Consider the following 19,248-nt stretch of genomic DNA (forward strand, 5'->3'; position numbering starts at 1 on the left):
TTTCCAGCATCACCCAGGACCGAAGTACCTGGCGTGCGCTGATGAAAAAGCCGCGCAGGGCGCGGCTTTTTTAGAGTGCCGTGACGCGGTGTCTATTTAGGCAGCGCGTAGGCAATCACATAATCGCCACGGTCCGTCGACTGACGAGCACCGCCTGCCGTAAGCAGGATGTACTGGCGCCCGGTCTTGGGCGAAACGTATGTCATCGGCCCCGACTGACTACCGACCGGCAAGCGCGCCTTCCAGATTTCGTTGCCATTGCCGGTATCGAAGGCCCGCAGGTAGAAGTCCTGGGTGCCGGCGAAGAACAACAGGCCGGATTGGGTCGCCAGGGAAGCGCCCAGGGTCGGCATGCCGATAGGAATCGGCAAGTGCATGCGAATCCCCAGCGGACCTGTGTCCTGCACAGTGCCCACTGGCACCTGCCACACCAACTTCCTGGTCTTCAGATCAATGGCCGACATGGTGCCGAACGGCGGCTTCTGACAAGGAATGCCAACTGCCGAGAGGAAACGCTGGCGCATGGCACCGAACGGCGTGCCTTCCTGGGGCACTACGCCCATTTCGATACCACTGGCACCGGCAGCGATCTGATCCCGAGGGATCATGTAGTTGGCCAGGCCCAGACGCATGTCGTTGACGAACATGTAGTGGCTGGTGGGGTCCACCGACACGCTGCCCCAGTTCATGCCTCCCAGGGAGCCTGGGAACTGCAGTGCGTGATCCAACCCGGGCGGGGTGTACACACCTTCATGGCGCATGCCCTTGAACTGAATGCGGCACATCAGTTGGTCGAAGGGTGTTGCGCCCCACATATCGGATTCGGTCAGGGTCTGGTTGCCAATGGATGGCATCTCCACCGAGAACGGCTGGGTCGGCGAGTAACGCTCACCCGGCACATTGCCCTGGGGCACCGGCCGCTCTTCCACCCGAGCAATGGGTTTGCCGGTCTCGCGGTTGAGCACGAAGATCTCGCCCTGCTTGGTGACTTGCGCCAGCGCCGGCTGCACGCCGCCCTTGTCGTCCGGGATGTCGTACAGCAGCGGCTGCGCCGGCAGGTCGAAATCCCAGAGGTCGTGGTGGGTGGTCTGGAAGTGCCAGCGCACCTGGCCGGTCTTCACATCAAGGGCGACAACCGAGGAGCTCCACTGGTCATCGAACTCGCTGCGCTGACCGCCGAAAAAATCCGGCGTGGCGTTGCCGGTGGGCAGGTACACCAGGCCCAGCTTGGCGTCATAGGACATCGCCGACCAGACGTTCGGGGTGCCACGGGTATAGGTTTCACCCGCTGGCGGACGCTTGGTGGTGGCCGGGTTGCCCGGGTCCCAGGCCCACATCAGTTCACCACTGCGCACATCGAAGGCACGCACCACGCCCGGTGGTTCGCCCGTGGAGAAGTTATCCGCCACCCGGCCGCCGACGATGACCACGGTACCGGCCACCAGGGGAGTCGAGGTTTGCTGGTAGTAGCCCGGCTTGATCTCGCCCATGTCGGTTTTCAGATCGACCGTGCCCTGGAGGCCGAAGTCTTCACAGGGCTTGCCGGTTTCAGCATCGAGTGCAATCAGCCGCGCATCACCGGTCGGCAGGAACAGGCGCCTGGTGCAAGCCGCAGGAGCAGCGGCAGGCGCCGAGGACTGGCTTACCGGGACCGCCGAGGCGTCGAAATAGCCCAAGCCACGGCAACGCTGCCAGTTGGGCGCGTAACCTTTGGGGTCGAACTTCCAGCGCTCGGCGCCGGTGTCGGCGTCCAGGGCGAACACCTTGCCGTAGGCGGTGCAGGTGTAGACGGTATCGCCGATCTGCAGCGGGGTGTTCTGGTCTTCGGCACCAGCGCCGTTGCTTTCAGGCAGGTCACCGGTGCGGAAGGTCCAGGCCACTTGCAGTTGGCCGATATTGCCCTTGTTGATCTGGTCCAGGGCGGCAAAGCGGTTGCCCGCCGTGGTGTTGCCCCAGTGGGCCCAATCTTTCTGTTCAGTGCCCGGCGCCACGGGCTGGATCGCCGGCACCTTGTCCGCCTTGACCAGGTGGGTCGGCACGAACATGTAGGCCAGGGTCGCCACTACGCCAACGCCCAGCAGCCCAGCCAAGCCATAGGCCCCACGCCCGGGACGAGCACCGGAGGCACGCACCAGGGTCGGGTACATCAGCGCCACCACCAAGCCGATCACGGCAAAGGTCAGCACCCGCGAAACCAGCGGCCAGTATTCCAGGCCCGCATCCCAGACCGCCCAGATCGCCGTCAGCACCAGGGCCACGCCGTACAGCCTTGCACCACGGGGATTCGCCCGGGCGATCAGCACGCCGGACACCAGCATCGCCAGGCCCATCAACAAGAAGTAGGCGCTGCCTCCCAGGCTCAGGAGATAGCCACCGCCCCCCGCCAGGCCTAGCCCGATCAGGGCAATCAGAACGCCCAGCCCCATCAGGAGCCATCGGCTGCCGGTGGCAGCCCCCGTGTTTTTCATGTCAAACCTCTGCCATCTGTAAAACCAGGTCGCGAGAATGTACTAACTGGTTACTTATGACAACTTGTCGCAGGCTATTTGTTTCAAAAAAAGTCCCGATCGCCAAAGATCAGCCCCCGATCCGAACAGACAATCGGCAGCAGCAGCCAGGGTTTGCCCGAGGCTGTAACATGCTCGCTCCCTCGATAGCCGTGCTGGAGCCCATCTTGTCCGATAGCCGCCCTCCCGTTCTTGATGAAGTCGACCGTCAGTTGATCGCCGCCCTGCAGATCAACGCCCGCGAGAGCGTGGCCATGCTGGCCCGGCAGTTGGGTATCGCCCGCACCACCGTGACTTCGCGCCTGGCGCGCCTGGAAAAGACCCGAGTCATCACCGGCTATGGCGTGCGCCTGGGTCAGAGGGTGGTCGACGGCGGCTTGCAGGCGTATGTGGGGATCAAGGTCCAGCCGCGCTCCGGCAAGGAAGTGCTGCGCCGCCTGAGTGGCATGGCTCAGGTCCAGCAACTGTGCGCGGTGAGCGGTGAGTTCGATTACGTGGCCTGGCTGCGCACCGACTCGCCGGAACAGCTGGACCAGTTGCTGGACCAGATCGGCAGCGTCGACGGCGTGGAAAAGACCACCACCTCGATCATCCTCAGCAGCAAGATCGATCGCGGGCATGCGCTCTGACGTGCCGCAGCCGATAGCACTCCGCCGTCAATCTGAATCACCTGTTCGTCATATTGATAAATAACAATGCATAACGACGACAGTTTGCGTCTTATTTACGTGTTTCACCCTCTCTAGAATGGCTGCCATCTTTTCCTATACTCAGCACTCTGCTGAGCCGCCCGCCAAGGTCAGCCATGAACAAGAACAATCGCCATCCTGCAGACGGTAAGAAGCCGATCACCATTTTCGGCCCAGATTTCCCTTTCGCCTTCGACGACTGGATCGAGCATCCCGCCGGCCTGGGCAGCATTCCCCAAGCCCAGCACGGCACCGAAGTGGCCATTGTCGGCGCCGGTATCGCCGGGCTGGTGGCCGCCTACGAACTGATGAAGCTGGGCCTCAAGCCGGTGGTCTATGAAGCGTCGAAGATGGGCGGTCGCCTGCGCTCCCAGGCCTTCGAAGGTGCCGAAGGGATCATCGCCGAGCTGGGCGGCATGCGCTTTCCGGTGTCGTCCACGGCCTTCTATCACTACGTCGACAAGCTCGGCCTTGAAACCAAGCCCTTCCCTAACCCGCTGACCCCGGCTTCGGGCAGCACGGTCATCGATCTCGAAGGCCAGACCCACTACGCCCAGAAACTGGCTGACCTGCCGGCCTTGTTCCAGGAAGTCGCCGACGCCTGGGCCGACGCCCTGGAGGACGGCTCGCGCTTCAGCGAGATCCAGCAAGCCATTCGCGACCGCGATGTGCCGCGCCTCAAGGAGTTGTGGAACATCCTGGTGCCACTGTGGGACGACCGCACGTTCTACGACTTCGTCGCCACCTCCAAGGCCTTCGCCAAGCTGTCGTTCCACCACCGTGAAGTGTTCGGCCAGGTGGGCTTCGGCACCGGCGGCTGGGACTCGGACTTCCCCAACTCGATGCTGGAAATCTTCCGCGTGGTGATGACCAACTGCGACGACCACCAGCATCTGGTGGTGGGCGGCGTCGAGCAGGTGCCCCTGGGCATCTGGCGCCACGTACCCGAGCGTTGCGCCCACTGGCCGACCGGCACCAGCCTCAGCTCGCTGCACAACGGTGCACCACGCACCGGGGTCAAGCGCATTGCCCGGGCCGCCGACGGCCGCTTCAGTGTCACCGACAATTGGGGCGATACCCGGGAATACGCGGCCGTGCTGACCACCTGCCAGAGCTGGCTGCTGACCACCCAGATCGAATGCGAGGAGTCGCTGTTCTCGCAGAAGATGTGGATGGCCCTGGACCGCACCCGCTACATGCAATCGTCGAAGACCTTCGTCATGGTCGACCGGCCATTCTGGAAGGACAAGGACCCGGAAACCGGCCGCGACCTGATGAGCATGACCCTCACCGACCGCCTGACCCGCGGCACCTACCTGTTCGATAACGGCGACGACAAGCCGGGGGTGATCTGCCTGTCCTACTCGTGGATGAGCGATGCCCTGAAGATGCTCCCGCAGCCCGTGGAAAAGCGCGTGAAACTGGCCCTGGACGCACTGAAAAAGATCTACCCCAAAGTGGACATCGCCAGCCGCATCATCGGCGATCCGATCACCGTGTCCTGGGAAGCCGATCCGCACTTCCTCGGCGCCTTCAAGGGCGCATTGCCGGGCCACTACCGCTACAACCAAAGGATGTACGCGCACTTCATGCAGGAAGACATGCCTGCCGAACAGCGCGGCATTTTCATCGCAGGTGACGATGTGTCCTGGACCCCGGCCTGGGTCGAGGGCGCGGTGCAAACGTCGCTCAACGCCGTGTGGGGGATCATGAAACACTTCGGCGGCGCTACCCATGCCGAGAACCCGGGGCCAGGGGATGTGTTCCATGAGATCGGGCCTATCGCCCTGGCGGATTGAACAATACTGAGCGCGGCTGCAGCGAATACCGGCGAGAGCTCCTTGGGGGCTCGGCGCCGGACCGTACGCCGAACACGAGACATCGGCTACAGTGCCCGGTCAGCCAGTCAGAGGAGTGAGGACCATGCGTGTCGCCCTGTATCAGTGCCCGCCATTGCCGTTGGACGTGACGGCCAATCTGCAACGCCTGCATCAGGTGGCCATGGAGGCCACCGATGCCGATCTGCTGGTGCTGCCGGAAATGTTCCTCAGCGGCTACAACATCGGTGTGGAAGCCGTCGGCGCTCTGGCCGAGGCCCAGGATGGCCCCTCGGCCCAGCACATCGCCGCTATCGCTCAAGCGGCGGGTACGGCGATTCTCTACGGCTACCCGGAACGCAGCGCCGACGGGCAGATCTACAACGCCGTGCAACTGATCGACGCCCACGGCCAGCGCCTGTGCAACTACCGCAAGACCCATCTGTTCGGTGACCTTGATCACTCGATGTTCAGCGCCGGCGCGGATGACTTCCCCCTGGTGGAGCTCAACGGTTGGAAGCTCGGTTTCCTGATCTGCTACGACATCGAGTTTCCGGAGAACGCCCGGCGCCTGGCCCTGGCCGGTGCCGAGCTGATCCTGGTGCCGACGGCGAACATGATTCCCTACGACTTCGTCGCCGATGTGACCATTCGCGCCAGGGCCTTCGAGAACCAGTGTTACGTGGCCTACGCCAACTACTGCGGCCGGGAAGATCAGATCCGCTACTGCGGCCAGAGCAGCATCGCCGCCCCCGATGGCAGCCGGATCGCCCTGGCCGGACTGGACGAGGCCCTGATCATCGGCACCCTGGATCGTCAGCTGATGCACGAGTCCCAGGCACTGAACCACTATCTTGCCGATCGCCGTCCCGAGCTTTACGACGACCTGAGCAAGCGCTGATCCGGGGATATCCGCTAGCATGGGCGCTTCTCTGTCCTGGAAGTGCTCATGCCCGCGCTGAACCACCCTCTGCCTCACGTGGAAACCCTGGCCAACGGCCTGCGGGTGTCCTTGCGTCATGCCCCTCACTTGAAACGTTGCGCCGCCGCACTGCGGGTATCGGCCGGCAGCCACGATGTACCACTGGCCTGGCCGGGGCTGGCGCACTTCCTGGAGCACCTGCTGTTTCTCGGCACCGAGCGTTTTCCCGCCGAACAGGGATTGATGGCCTATGTGCGGGGCCAGGGAGGACAACTGAACGCCAAGACCTGTGAGCGCGCGACCGAGTTCTTTTTCGAGCTGCCGGTCAGCGCCCTGGCCGGCGGCCTGGAGCGTCTGTGCGACATGCTCGCCCGACCGCGGATGAGTCTTGAAGACCAGCGCCGGGAGCGAGAAGTGCTGCATGCGGAATTTATCGCCTGGTCCCGGGATGGGGCGGCGCAACGCCAGTTCGCACTGTTCGACGGCCTGTCCGCTGCTCACCCGCTGCGGGCCTTCCATGCTGGCAACCGCTACAGCCTCAACCTGCCCAGCCAGGCTTTTCAGCAAGCGCTGCAGCAATTTCACCAAGACTTTTACCAAGCCGGGCAAATGACCCTGAGCCTCGCCGGACCACAGTCTCTGGAAGAACTCCGCGCCCTGGCCAGACGCTATGGCGCAGATCTACCGAAAGGCCAGCGCCTTGAGCAGAGCGTGCCTCCTGCGCTGTCGACTACCGGCATCGGCACTTATCAACAGCTCGATGCTCACCGTCTGGACCTGCTGTTCACCCTGGAACAACTGCCCGAGGGCGCAGCGCCTGCACTGGACTTTCTCTGCACCTGGCTGCAATCGGCCAAGCCGGGCGGGCTGCTTGCCGGACTCCAGCAACGCCAATTGGCCCAGAGCCTGAAGGCACAGACGCTGTACGAGTTTGCCGGTCAGGCCTTGCTGCATCTGCAATTGAACCTGAGCACAACAGAGGCGACGGCACCGGCCCAGGTCCGCGAACTGCTGGCAGATTGGCTGGGTTTCTTCAGCGCCCAGGACGATTGGCCAGCGCTGCGAACAGAATATGCCTTGCTGCGACAACGCCAGCTGCAGGTCGGCAGCGCCCTGGAGTTGGCCCAGCGGGACAGCCGGCAGACCGTCGGCGAGCTGGATGTGCAAGGAATCAAGGCCATCAGGGTGCTGCTCGCACAGTTGCAACCGCAGGCTGTGGATAACTTCAGCCATGAGTGGTGCCAGCCACCGGGTAACCCTTTTCTGCGCAGTACCGCTGAAGCACCGCGGGCAGGACTGATTCGCGGGCAGACCAGCGCACACCGAGGACTACGCACCTTCGCCCAGGATCGCTCGCGAAGCCGGCGAGAGAGCTCGGCGTTGAACATCAGCCAGGCCCTGCCTGCGGATAGCCGCGAAGGGACCTTGATTCTGCGCTGGCGCCTGGCTTCACCCGCCCCAACTGGTGTGCACGAGCGCCTCCTGCATAGCCTGGCGCCCTTGCGCAGCGATGCGGGTGAGGCTGGAGTAGCACTGAGCTTCACCACCAGTGGCGCCGATTGGTTGCTGAAACTCAGTGGCCTGCAGCAACCCATGCCCGCAGTGCTGCAGCAGGCGCTGAAGCAACTGAACCAGCCCGCCGAATCGTTCTGGCTGCAGAGCGCAGCTACGACAGACGATGCCCCCTTGATGCCGATCCGTCAGTTGCTCAAGGCCTTCAGCGAGCAACCACAACCCGGCGAGCTGACAGTTGCACAGCCTCAATCCCTGCAAGCCCTGTGGGCTGGTGCTCGATGGGACGGCCTGGCCTTGGCGCTGTCAGCCGGCACTCAGGAAGCCCTTGGCCAAGCGCTGCAAAAGATGCCGGGAACAGCAGATACGGCCCTGTGCCAACCCTCACCGCCAGACACCGCCTATCGTTGGCAGACGTACCCTGGGGCATCCAGCGAACAGGCCCTGCTGCTGTTCTGCCCAACGCCCGGCACCCGCCTTGCCGATGAAGCGGCCTGGCGCCTGCTGGGCCAACTCTGCCAAACGCCGTTCTATCAGTGCCTGCGGGTGGAGTTGCAGTTGGGTTACGCGGTGTTCAGCGCCATACGCCAACGCAATGGCCAGACCGGCCTGCTGTTCGGCGTGCAATCGCCCAAGGCGACGCTCACGGAAATACTTCAGCACCTGGAACAATTCCTCCAGCAGTTGCCGGAACAGCTCCAGGCGCTCGACGAGCCGTTCTGGAACGAACAGCGACAGGCTCTGGCTCAACAGTTCCAAGCCTCGCTCCTGCCCCTGGAGCAAGCCGCTGAACTGCTGTGGCAGGCGAAACTGGCCGGCCATCCGTCGGATTACCTGGAGCGGCTGCACGACAGCATCCTGGCCCTCACGCCCTCAGCGGTGACCCAGGCCGCCATGGCCCTGCATTCGGCGACAGGCGGCTGGACAGTACTGGCCAACGGGCCTTGCCCAGGAGCGCCCTGGCAAGCGGCAGAATGATCATTACCGGTGCTGCAACGAGCTTTCTTCAGAATTGCGGGCAACCTTTTGTGGGAATTTAGTAAGATAGCCCCCTAAGCATCTGAACATCTCCCGCCGGAGGTGGACTATATGTATAGGCAATACCCGTCCCACCCACCTCAAAGGAGCATTTTTATGACCTGGTCCAAACCTGCTTACACCGACCTGCGTATCGGCTTCGAAGTCACCATGTACTTCGCCAGCCGCTGATTTCTGCCTCTGGCCAGAAAACGCAGCGCAACGCCTCGGTCCGTCCGGGGCGTTTTTATTTTCAGTTCTACGTCTTTTTTCCCTGGGAGCGTCCATGTTTGTCCAGATTCTAGGTTCCGCCGCCGGCGGTGGTTTTCCGCAGTGGAACTGCAACTGCGTGAACTGCGCAGGGTTTCGCGACGGCAGCCTGCGGGCCCAGGCTCGTACCCAGTCGTCCATCGCGATTTCCGATGACGGGGTGAACTGGGTACTGTGCAATGCCTCACCGGACATCCGCGCCCAACTGCAGGGTTTTGCCCCCATGCAACCGGGCCGTGCACTGCGCGACAGCGGGATCAGCGCCATCATCCTCATGGACAGCCAGATCGATCACACCACCGGCCTGCTCAGCCTGCGCGAAGGCTGCCCGCATCAGGTCTGGTGCACCGACATGGTCCACGAAGACCTGAGCACCGGTTTCCCCCTGTTCAAGATGCTCAGCCACTGGAACGGCGGCCTGAACTGGAACCGCATCGAGCTCGACCAGAGCTTCACGGTTCCGGCCTGCCCCAACCTGCGCTTCACCCCACTGCCTTTGCGCAGTGCTGCACCGCCCTATTCGCCCCATCGTTTCGATCCGCACCCAGGCGACAACATCGGCCTGATCGTCGAAGACCTGCGCAGCGGCGGTAAACTCTTCTACGCGCCAGGCCTGGGCAAGGTCGATGCACCACTGCTGGAGATCATGTCCGCCAGCGACTGCCTGCTGCTGGACGGCACCCTGTGGGAAGACGATGAAATGCAGCGCCGTGGCGTCGGTACCCGCACCGGCCGGGAAATGGGCCACCTGGCCCAGAACGGCCCGGGAGGCATGCTCGAAGTGCTGGAACAGCTGCCCCGCCAGCGCAAGGTGCTGATCCACATTAACAACACCAACCCGATCCTCGACGAAGACTCCGCCGAACGTGCCGAACTGGTACGCCGAAAGGTGGAAGTGGCTTACGACGGAATGAGTATTGAGCTGTAGGCCGTATCGCCCACAAGCTCGACCCAAGAGCCTTGGCCCCTTTGCGTAGGGGCGGGCTTGCCCGCGAAAGGGCAGCCCCCCGGAGAACACACATGACCGACACCCCGCTGTCCCCCGCCGAATTCGAGCAGGCGCTGCGCGCCAAGGGCGCCTACTACCACATCCATCACCCCTATCACGTGGCGATGTATGAAGGCCGGGCAAGCCGCGAACAGATCCAGGGCTGGGTCGCCAACCGCTTCTACTACCAGGTGAACATCCCCATGAAGGATGCGGCGATCCTCGCCAACTGCCCGGACCGGGACATTCGCCGCGAGTGGATCCAGCGCCTGCTGGACCATGACGGTGCCCCGGGTGAAGACGGTGGTATCGAAGCCTGGCTGCGCCTGGGCCAGGCCGTGGGCCTGGACCCGGACCAACTGCGCTCCCAAGAGCTGGTGCTGCCCGGCGTACGTTTTGCCGTGGACGCCTACGTCAACTTCGCCCGCCGCGCCAGCTGGCAAGAGGCCGCCAGCAGCTCGCTGACCGAACTGTTCGCCCCGCAGATCCACCAATCGCGCCTGGACAGCTGGCCCCAGCACTATCCCTGGATCGACCCGACCGGCTACGAGTACTTCCGCACCCGCCTGGGCCAGGCCCGGCGCGATGTGGAACACGGTCTGGCCATCACCCTGCAGCACTACACCACCCGTGCCGGTCAGGAACGCATGCTGGAAATTCTCCAGTTCAAACTGGACATCCTTTGGAGCATGCTCGACGCCATGAGCATGGCCTATGAATTGAACCGCCCGCCCTATCACAGCGTCACCGATCAGCGGGTCTGGCATAAGGGGATCACCCTATGAGTTTCGACCGCAGCAAAACCCCACGCTGGCGTCCCGGCTACCGCTTCCAGTACGAGCCGGCACAAAAAGGCCATGTATTGCTCTACCCGGAAGGCATGATCAAGCTCAATGACAGCGCCGCTCTGATTGGCGGCCTGATCGACGGCGAGCGTGACGTGGCAGCGATCATCCAGGCGTTGGAAGTACAGTTCCCCGGAGTGGCCGAGCTCGGTGACGATATCGAGCAGTTCATGGAGGTCGCCCGTGCCCAGCACTGGATCGAACTCGGCTGAGTCAGTGCCACTGCCCGACAAACCGGACGTCGGCCTGCCACTGTGGCTGCTGGCCGAGCTGACTTATCGCTGCCCGCTGCAATGCCCCTACTGTTCCAATCCGCTGGACTTTGCCGAGCAGGGCAAGGAGCTGAGCACCGAACAATGGATCAAGGTATTCCGTGAAGCGCGGGAGATGGGCGCGGCGCAGTTGGGCTTCTCCGGCGGCGAACCGCTGGTGCGCCAGGACCTCGCCGAGTTGATCGGCGAGGCGCGCAAGCTGGGCTTCTATACCAACTTGATCACCTCCGGCATCGGCCTGACCGAGCAGAAGATCAGCGACTTCAAGAAAGCCGGCCTGGACCATATCCAGATCAGCTTCCAGGCCAGCGACGAGCAAGTGAACAACCTGCTGGCCGGCTCCAAGAAAGCCTTCGCCCAGAAGCTGGAGATGGCCCGCGCGGTCAAGGCTCACGGCTATCCGATGGTGCTGAACTTCGTCACCCACCGGCACAACATCGACAAGATCGACCGCATCATCGAGCTGTGCATCGCCCTGGAAGCCGACTTCGTCGAACTCGCCACCTGTCAGTTCTACGGCTGGGCCCAGCTCAACCGCGTCGGCCTGCTGCCCACCCGGGAGCAACTGGTGCGCGCGGAACGCATCACCAACCAATACCGCGCCAAGCTGGAAGCCCAAGGGCATCCCTGCAAGCTGATTTTCGTCACTCCGGACTACTACGAAGAACGCCCCAAGGCCTGTATGAACGGCTGGGGCAGTATCTTCCTCACCGTCACCCCGGACGGCACCGCCCTGCCCTGTCACGGCGCGCGGCAAATGCCGGTGCAGTTCCCCAATGTGCGCGACCACAGCATGCAGCACATCTGGTACGACTCCTTCGGCTTCAACCGCTTTCGCGGTTACGATTGGATGCCGGAGCCATGCCGCTCCTGCGACGAGAAAGAAAAGGACTTCGGCGGCTGCCGCTGCCAAGCCTTCATGCTCACGGGGGACGCCAGCAATGCCGACCCGGTGTGCAGTAAATCGGAACACCACGGGATGATTCTCAAGGCCCGCGAAGAATCCGAAACGGCCACCCAAACCATTGAACAACTGGCCTTTCGCAATGAACGAAACTCACGCCTCATCGCCAAGGGTTGAGCCCTTCAGCGCCAACCAGGCCACCACCGCCGGGATCGATTTTGCCGAGCTGCAACTGACACCCGATGGGGTGTTCTGGAATGAATACCGTCCTGCGGACGCCAGTTGCCGGATCTGGCATTGGCAGCAAGGCCAGGCCCGCTGCCTGACGCCGCCGGGGTTCAGCGTCCGCAGCCGCGTCTATGAATACGGCGGAGGTGCCTTCTGCCTCAGCGGCGACGTCCTGCTGTTCGTCAATGAAGCAGACCAGCAACTGTATCGGCAGTCCCTGAAAGACGGTTCACCAGTGGCACTGACCCGAGGCGACTGCCGCTACGGGGACCTGCACGCGCACGCCGATCAAGTACTGGCCGTGGAAGAGTGCGCCAACGAGCACCGGCTGGTGGCCATCGACATCCGCAGCGGCCAGCGCCGCCTGCTCGCCGCCGGGGCCGACTTCTATGCCGCGCCGACCTTGAGCCCCAATGGCCAACGCCTGGCCTGGATCGAATGGGATCGCCCCCATCAGCCCTGGACCAGCACTCGCCTGATGCTCGCCGAACGCCTGGCCGACGGCACCTGGGGCGATCCCCATTGCATGGCGGGCGATGGCCAGGAAGAGTCACTGCAGCAACCGCGCTTCGATCAGCACAACCGATTCTATTGCCTCACGGATCGCCAGGGTTTCTGGCAACCCTGGGCCGAGTCGGACAGCGGCTTGCGGCCGCTGCCCTGTGCCGCAGCTGATCATGCCCCGGCCCCCTGGCAGTTGGGGTGTCGCACCTGGATGCCCCTTGGTGGGGACTCCTGGTTCGGCAGTTGGACCGAGGAAGGGTTTGGCCGTCTCGGACTGCGTCACGCCGACGGTTCGCAACAGGACTTCAGCGGCAACTACAGCCGCTTTCGCGGCTTGGCGCTGGATCAGCACTACCTGTATTGCATCGCCGCGTCCCCCGTCAGTCCCTCGGCCATCCTCGCCATCGAACGTGAAACCCAGCAGGTGCAGGTGTTGGCCGGCGGTATCGCGCCGCTACCGACGGAGCGCATCAGCCGACCACAAACCCTGTGCTATCCCAGTGGCGAAGGACAGGCCCATGGCTTCTTCTACCCGGCCATGAATGGGGTCAACCGACCGCCTCTGGTGGTGTTCATTCACGGCGGTCCCACCTCCGCCTGCTATCCGATCCTGGACCCGCGTATCCAGTTCTGGACCCAGCGCGGCTTTGCCGTGGCCGACCTGAACTACCGGGGCAGCACCGGTTATGGCCGGGCCTATCGCCAGGCCCTGCATCTGCGCTGGGGCGAAGTGGACGTGGAAGATGCCTGTGCGGTGGTCTCCTATCTGGACCAACAAGGGCTGATCGACCCGAGACTGGCGTTCATCCGTGGCGGCAGCGCCGGAGGCTACACCACCCTCTGCGCCCTGGCCTTCGCCAAGGTCTTCTGTGCCGGCGCCAGCCTGTACGGGGTCAGCGATCCCATTGCCCTGACCCGCTCCACGCACAAATTCGAAGGGGACTATCTGGACTGGCTGATTGGCGATCCAGAGCAGGACAACGAGCGCTATCTGGCGCGCACACCACTGCTGTACGCCAGCAACATCAGCGTGCCCGTGGTGTTTTTCCAGGGTGAGTTGGACGCCGTGGTGGTGCCCCAGCAGACCCGCGACATGCTCAAAGCGCTCCAGGATCAGGGCATTGCTGCCGAGGCCCACTATTACCCGGATGAACGCCACGGCTTTCGCAAGGCGAACAATCAGGCTCACGCGCTGGAACAGGAATGGCGGTTTTATCAGAAGGTGCTGCAAGCGCAACGCTGAGCGGGTGCTGCCCGTTCCGTTGGAACGGGCAGCTTGGATAATCAGCGTTTGGCGATGATGTATACCGCGTGCACGATACCGGGGATGTATCCGCACAAGGTCAGCAGGATGTTCAGCCAGAAAGCGCCGCCAAAGCCCACTTGCAGAAAGACCCCCAAGGGCGGCAAGAGAATGGCGAAGATGATGCGAATCAAGTCCATAGGGCAGCTCCTGATAGAAGTCGGGCTCGGCTGAGCCTCACCTGCAATCGACACTGGCAGCGTGCCAGGGTTCAGCGCAAATCTTGCCCTCCTGGACAGCACGGAGACAAAAAAACGCCCCGTGCGAAAAATCGGACACGGGGCGACGCGTTATACCGCGAGACGGTTCAGGAATTCAGTCAAAGTAAAGTCGGATGTGCTCGGGACTGAGCGTCAGCGAATGCCCCAGGATCAGCCAGATTTCACACGGCTACTCCCTTGCGGCATTGCAATTGCGCGGTCCGCACGCGGGAAAAGGCCCGGGCCAGGCGCAGGAGCATTTCATCGATATTGCCCTTGCTGACACTCAGGGCCGGGGTGAAGCGCAAACAATCCGATTGCGCAGCACTGAGCAACAGGCCCTCGTGCAACGCCGCCTTGAGCACCGCCTGCGCTGAGTCGTTCGCCAGGCTCATGCCCCAGAACAACCCATGCCCTCGCACTTCGCCCTGGGCGTAACGGGCCGCCAGTTGGGTCAACTGCTGCCCCAGGTACTGACCGTTGCTGCGCACCTGCTGCAGAAAACCATGCTCCTGCAGACTGTCCAGCACGGCCAGGCCGGCGGAGGTCATCAATGCATTGCCGTGGTGGGTGCCATCCAGCTCGCCCTGCTCGAAACAACAGGCCTTGCCCCGCGCCAGCAACGCCGCCAGGGGCACGCCGCCGCCGAGGCCCTTGCCCAAGGTGATGATGTCGGCGCGCACGCCGTACAACTGCTCGGCCAAGAGGGTGCCGCAGCGGCCGATGCCGGTCTGGACCTCATCGAGGATCAGCAGAATGCCCAGCTCACGACACAGGCGCTCCACCCCTTTGAGGTAGTGTTCTGTCGCTGGAATGACCCCGGCTTCCCCCTGGATCGGCTCCAGCATGATGGCCACGGTCTGAGCATCCACCGCCGCATGCAAAGCAGGCAGATCATTGAATGGCACCTGGCTGAAGCCTGGCAGTTGAGGTTCGAAACGATTGCCTGGGGAGCCATTGCCCGCGGCCGATAACGCTGCAAAACCGCGGCCATGGCAACTGCGGCTGGCAGTGATGATGCCCGCCGCGCCGCCGCGATGCAGTTGACCCCACTTGCGTGCCAGCTTGATCGCCGCCTCGCAGGCCTCGCTGCCACTGCTCAACAGATAGGCCTGGTCGCTGCCGGTACTACGGCACAGCCGGTCGGCAAGCCTGAGCATGCCGCGGTTATAGAAACCCGACCCGGGATTGATCAGCGACTGGGCCTGGGCAGCGATGGCGTTGACCAGTACCGAAGGGCTGTGGCCCAGGCTGTTGGCCGCCCCGGCCTGGGTGAAATCCAGGTAGGTGCGGTCATTGCTGTCCCACAACCAGGAGCCCTGGCCGCGAACGAACACCGGCTGGGGGCGCTGCACACTGGGCATCAGGCACTCACTGGCGCTGGCATCGTCCGAGGCGGTCGCACAGGGCTCGATAGCCAGATCCTCCAGGCTTGGCGGAGTGCGGCGCAGATTGAACAGATTCATGCCCGCAGCCCCTCCAATGGCAGGCCCAGCAGGCGTGAAGACCAATCCTCGACGCAGCCGGTACGCATACGCTTGATGGCGATATCGCGCCAGCGCGAGGACAGTGCCGGACAATCAATCAGCATTTTCAAGCCTTTATGCTCCAGAGGCTCCTGGAAGAAACAGCGCAGGGCCCAGGCTACGGTCAGGCCGGGATAACTGCGCTGGATCAGTTCGAAGGGTTCGTCCGCCTGGACAAAGCCGGGCTTGAGCACCCGATAGAACCAGCCGCAGCGTCCATTGTCCTGGGCTTGCTGGGGCAGATTCACCAGGCCCCAACGCTGGCTCAAGCGATAGCAAGGAGAACGGGGCTGGCTGATCTGCAACAGCGCGCCACCCCAACGGAACATGTCCCCCAGGCACACCTGTTCTTCGGTCAGGCCACGTGTCGAGAGATTTTCACCAAAGGCCGGAGCCGACCAATCGAACTGTGGATAACGTTTGCGCCAGTGGGCGTAATGCTCTGCGGGATAGTGGTGCAGGGCTCGTTCTGGGCCAGTATGAAAGCGCGGATCACCCTGTTCATCGCTGCCCAGGCCTTGTGGCCATAACCAGAGACGGTTTGCAACCGGGTACTTGTCGGTATCGATGACCAGACCCTGGCCGAGATTTTTTGCCTTGCCTATGTAAACACCATCGACGTAAACGGTATTCATCGCGCGCCTTGGCCCTGTAAGCCCTGTGAATAGGCGCTAGACTAGGCGCCTTGCGGGCTTACGGCCATTTCGTTTTTTAAGCTTTTTCGATAAGAAATACTTATGGATTTCAAGCAACTGCGTTATTTCGTCGCGGTGTATGAAGAAGGTCACGTGGGCCGTGCTGCCGAGCGTCTGTCGATCTCGCAACCGGCACTCTCCCAGCAGATCCGTCAGTTGGAGCAGAACCTCGACGTCAGCCTGTTTGAACGCAGCAGCAAGCGCCTGTTGCCGACCCTGGCCGCCCATACCCTCTACAATCACGCCCTGCCTCTGCTCGATGGCCTGCAACAAGCCCGTGAGGCCCTGCGCAACTTCAAGGGCCAGGCCCTGCGTACCCTGGCCATCGGCGTACTGCAAACGGTGCATAGCAGCCTGGTGCCGCAGATGCTCGAACGAGTGCGCAAGGCCCAGCCCCACCTGGTGGTGCAGATCTACGAATTGACCGGTCTGGAGATTGAACGACGGTTGCTTAATGGCACGTTGGACATCGGCATCAGCTACCTGCCACCACGCCAACCCGGCTTGCATGGTGTCCCGCTGTACGAAGATGAGCTGACACTGGTCATCCCCGAACAGCATCCGCTGCGCGAATTCAAGAAGGTCTCCATGAGCCAGGCAGCGGAGTTGCCGATGTTGCTGTTGGGTGAGGAGTTTCAGATCCGCCAGATCTGGCAAGCGCAGCTGGCCAATCTGGGACGGCGCCCCCAGGTGCAAGCGGAGTTGAACAATATGGCCGGTATTCTCGACAGCCTGCCTCATACCCGACTGGCCACCGTACTTCCAGGGCGCTCGCAACAACAGCACAGCAATAAGGAACTGCTGTGGAAACCGCTGAGCGAGCCCAGGGTGCCGTTGAAAGTCGGATTGGTGTGTCGCGATCTGCAGCGTCAGCAAGGAACGCTGGAACTGCTGCGCACGTTATTGGAGGATTCGATGAATACCCAAGACGGGCGCTTGGGCGGCACTGCGGTGCCAGAAATCCTGGGTTGACGTCGCCAAAATAAAAAATCCGGACAAAAGAAAACCCCGCCGAAGCGGGGTTTTGCAGACTGTTTCCCTGACATCCTTTTCACTCCACCATCCTGGCGGAATCCTACGTGTCCGTGTTGTTGCTTTGCGCTTCCTGCGCGACGTCCATGTGAAGTAGATTAGCCTCAGCCGTCATCTACCGATATGGACGATCAGCAGCACGTTATGTAAGAGATGACTTACAAAGGCTCTCCCGGTTAAAACTGCTCCGCCTGCAACAGGAACAGCGATTCACTACCCGCTTTCACCGAGGCAGTCAGGGAGTGGATACGCGGCAGCAAACGGGCGAAATAGAACCGCGCGGTTCCCAATTTACTGGCGTAGAAGTCCTCTTCCTGCTCCTTGCCCAGCGCCGCCTTGGCCATCAGGGCCCACATGTAGGCGTAGGCGGTGTAGCCAAAGACCTGCAGATACTCCACCGAAGCCGCGCCGATTTCGTTGGGGTTACTGATGGCCCGATCCAACAGCCAGGCGGTCAGCTCGTCCAGATTGTCCAGAGCCGCGTTCAAAGGCAGGGTGAACTCGCCCAGTTGCGCATCGGCGGTGGCGGTGAAATGGCGAATTTCATCAGCGAACAGACGGTAGAACGCCCCACCGCTACCGACGATCTTGCGCCCCACCAGGTCCAGGGCCTGGATACCGTTGGTGCCTTCGTAGATCTGGGTGATCCGCACGTCGCGCACCAACTGCTCCTGGCCCCATTCGCGAATGTAGCCGTGGCCGCCAAAAATCTGCTGGCCATGAACCGTGGTTTCCAGACCCAGGTCGGTAAGGAACGCCTTGGCCACGGGAGTCAGCAAGGCCACCAGACTTTCCGCGCGCGTGCGGGTCTCGGCATCTTCGCTGAACTTGGCGGTATCCAGTTGCATCGCCACATAGGTGGAGAATGCCCGGCCACCTTCGTTGGCCGCCTTCATGGTCAGCAGCATGCGCCGCACGTCCGGGTGCACGATGATCGGATCGGCAACCTTGTCCTTGGCTTGCGGCCCGGTCGGTGAACGGCTCTGCAGGCGGTCACGGGCATACTCCACCGCGTTCTGATAGGAGCGCTCACCGGTGGCCAGGCCCTGGATACCGACACCCAGGCGCTCGTAGTTCATCATGGTGAACATCGCTGCCAAGCCCTTGTTCGGCTCGCCCACCAGATAACCTATCGCTTGATCGAAGTTCATCACACAAGTGGCCGAGGCCTGGATACCCATCTTGTGTTCGATCGAACCGCAACTCACCGGGTTGCGTTCACCCAGGCTGCCGTCGGCGTTGACCATGAACTTGGGCACCAGAAACAGGGAGATCCCCTTGGGCCCGGCCGGCGCATCCGGCAGTTTGGCCAGCACCAGGTGAATGATGTTTTCAGTCAGGTCGTGCTCACCACCGGTAATGAAGATCTTGGTCCCGCTGATGGCATAGGAACCGTCAGCCTGAGGTTCGGCCTTGGTACGGATGATGCCCAGGTCGGTGCCGGCATGGGGCTCGGTCAGGCACATGGAACCGGCCCAGACACCGGCGTACATGTTTGGCAGGTAAGTGGCTTTCAGCTCTTCGCTGGCGTGGGCATTGATCGACAGGCAAGCTCCCGCCGTCAGCATCGGATACAGGCCAAAGGCCAGGCTCGCGGAGTTGACCATTTCCTCGACCTGGGCGGACACCGCCTTGGGCATGCCCATGCCGCCGAACTCGGGATCACCGCCCACGCCGACCCAACCGCCTTCGGCGTAGGTCTGATAAGCCTGGGTGAATCCTTGGGGAGTGGTTACGACGGTATCGTTCCAATGACAGCCTTCCTCGTCGGCACCACGACTCAGCGGAGCGATGCTGCGGGCGGTGACTTTGCCCGCTTCCTCCAGAATCGCCTCAACAGTCTCGGCATCCACAGTCTCGGCCAGAGCTGGCAGCTGAGCCCAGAGTTTGGCGACCTCGAAGACTTCATTGAGGACGAAGCGCATATCGCGCAGGGGCGCTTTGTAGTCAGCCATGGCAAACCTCGCAAGATCTAAACAAGCGGGCCGGAACGGGCCCATTTACGAAAAGTCGAGTG

General features: G+C 62.5%; 16 protein-coding genes. 11 read left to right on the forward strand and 5 right to left on the reverse strand.

What is annotated here, in order from left to right; all coding sequences use genetic code 11:
* Positions 1-92 precede the first annotated feature (92 nt).
* Positions 93-2,468, reverse strand: coding sequence for a glucose/quinate/shikimate family membrane-bound PQQ-dependent dehydrogenase (locus PQT43_RS16790; RefSeq protein ID WP_272754328.1), 2,376 nt, complete (start codon positions 2,466-2,468; stop codon positions 93-95).
* Positions 2,469-2,674: 206 nt separating this feature from the next.
* Here PQT43_RS16790 and PQT43_RS16795 point away from each other — a divergent pair, with 206 nt between their 5' ends.
* From PQT43_RS16795 to PQT43_RS16840, 10 genes are all read left to right on the forward strand, one after another.
* Positions 2,675-3,136, forward strand: a complete 462-nt coding sequence (locus PQT43_RS16795) for an Lrp/AsnC family transcriptional regulator (protein WP_011063845.1) — start codon at positions 2,675-2,677, stop codon at positions 3,134-3,136.
* A 176-nt stretch (positions 3,137-3,312) separates the two neighbouring features.
* Entirely contained in the window at positions 3,313-4,995 is a 1,683-nt protein-coding gene (locus tag PQT43_RS16800) for a flavin monoamine oxidase family protein (protein WP_272754329.1), read from the forward strand.
* A 124-nt stretch (positions 4,996-5,119) separates the two neighbouring features.
* A complete protein-coding gene (locus PQT43_RS16805; protein ID WP_102881049.1) occupies positions 5,120-5,914 on the forward strand; it encodes a carbon-nitrogen hydrolase family protein in 795 nt (264 codons plus the stop codon).
* A gap of 48 nt (positions 5,915-5,962) precedes the next feature.
* Positions 5,963-8,425, forward strand: a complete 2,463-nt coding sequence (pqqF, locus tag PQT43_RS16810) for a pyrroloquinoline quinone biosynthesis protein PqqF (RefSeq protein WP_272754330.1) — start codon at positions 5,963-5,965, stop codon at positions 8,423-8,425.
* Between the two features lie 156 nt (positions 8,426-8,581).
* Entirely contained in the window at positions 8,582-8,656 is a 75-nt protein-coding gene (gene pqqA / locus PQT43_RS16815) for a pyrroloquinoline quinone precursor peptide PqqA (RefSeq protein ID WP_003194766.1), read from the forward strand.
* Positions 8,657-8,750: 94 nt separating this feature from the next.
* Positions 8,751-9,662 (forward strand): pyrroloquinoline quinone biosynthesis protein PqqB, encoded by a 912-nt coding sequence (pqqB, locus tag PQT43_RS16820; protein ID WP_102881051.1) that lies wholly within the window; start codon positions 8,751-8,753, stop codon positions 9,660-9,662.
* 92 nt (positions 9,663-9,754) lie between these two features.
* Complete coding sequence (gene pqqC, locus PQT43_RS16825) at positions 9,755-10,507, forward strand: pyrroloquinoline-quinone synthase PqqC (RefSeq protein ID WP_102861940.1); 753 nt, start codon at positions 9,755-9,757, stop codon at positions 10,505-10,507.
* Positions 10,504-10,779: a pyrroloquinoline quinone biosynthesis peptide chaperone PqqD gene (pqqD, locus tag PQT43_RS16830; RefSeq protein ID WP_102861941.1), complete on the forward strand. Its 276-nt coding sequence runs from the start codon at positions 10,504-10,506 to the stop codon at positions 10,777-10,779. The genes pqqC and pqqD overlap by 4 nt, the downstream gene beginning before the upstream one ends.
* Positions 10,751-11,920, forward strand: a complete 1,170-nt coding sequence (pqqE, locus tag PQT43_RS16835; protein ID WP_110653359.1) for a pyrroloquinoline quinone biosynthesis protein PqqE — start codon at positions 10,751-10,753, stop codon at positions 11,918-11,920. Before pqqD ends, pqqE begins: the two co-directional genes overlap by 29 nt.
* A complete protein-coding gene (locus tag PQT43_RS16840; RefSeq protein ID WP_272754331.1) occupies positions 11,886-13,718 on the forward strand; it encodes an alpha/beta hydrolase family protein in 1,833 nt (610 codons plus the stop codon). Before pqqE ends, PQT43_RS16840 begins: the two co-directional genes overlap by 35 nt.
* A 41-nt stretch (positions 13,719-13,759) precedes the next feature.
* On the opposite strand, the gene PQT43_RS16845 is transcribed toward PQT43_RS16840, so the two are convergent.
* The 3 genes from PQT43_RS16845 to PQT43_RS16855 all read right to left on the reverse strand — a co-directional run bounded on the left by PQT43_RS16845 (position 13,760) and on the right by PQT43_RS16855 (position 16,139).
* Positions 13,760-13,918 carry a YqaE/Pmp3 family membrane protein gene (locus tag PQT43_RS16845; RefSeq protein WP_011063854.1) on the reverse strand — a complete coding sequence of 53 codons (159 nt, stop codon included), beginning with the start codon at positions 13,916-13,918 and terminating at the stop codon, positions 13,760-13,762.
* A gap of 242 nt (positions 13,919-14,160) precedes the next feature.
* Positions 14,161-15,444 (reverse strand): aspartate aminotransferase family protein, encoded by a 1,284-nt coding sequence (locus tag PQT43_RS16850; RefSeq protein ID WP_272754332.1) that lies wholly within the window; start codon positions 15,442-15,444, stop codon positions 14,161-14,163.
* Positions 15,441-16,139 carry an MOSC domain-containing protein gene (locus PQT43_RS16855; protein ID WP_102881055.1) on the reverse strand — a complete coding sequence of 233 codons (699 nt, stop codon included), beginning with the start codon at positions 16,137-16,139 and terminating at the stop codon, positions 15,441-15,443. The genes PQT43_RS16850 and PQT43_RS16855 overlap by 4 nt, the downstream gene beginning before the upstream one ends.
* Before the next feature lie 102 nt (positions 16,140-16,241).
* On the opposite strand from PQT43_RS16855, the gene PQT43_RS16860 reads away from it, so the two are divergent.
* Positions 16,242-17,171 carry a LysR family transcriptional regulator gene (locus tag PQT43_RS16860; protein ID WP_102881056.1) on the forward strand — a complete coding sequence of 310 codons (930 nt, stop codon included), beginning with the start codon at positions 16,242-16,244 and terminating at the stop codon, positions 17,169-17,171.
* A gap of 236 nt (positions 17,172-17,407) precedes the next feature.
* Here the strand turns inward: PQT43_RS16860 and PQT43_RS16865 are convergent, their stop codons facing one another.
* A complete protein-coding gene (locus PQT43_RS16865; RefSeq protein WP_110594467.1) occupies positions 17,408-19,186 on the reverse strand; it encodes an acyl-CoA dehydrogenase C-terminal domain-containing protein in 1,779 nt (592 codons plus the stop codon).
* Between the last annotated feature and the right edge of the window lie 62 nt (positions 19,187-19,248).

This window comes from Pseudomonas sp. BLCC-B112 (assembly GCF_028550695.1).
Lineage (GTDB): Bacteria > Pseudomonadota > Gammaproteobacteria > Pseudomonadales > Pseudomonadaceae > Aquipseudomonas > Aquipseudomonas danubii.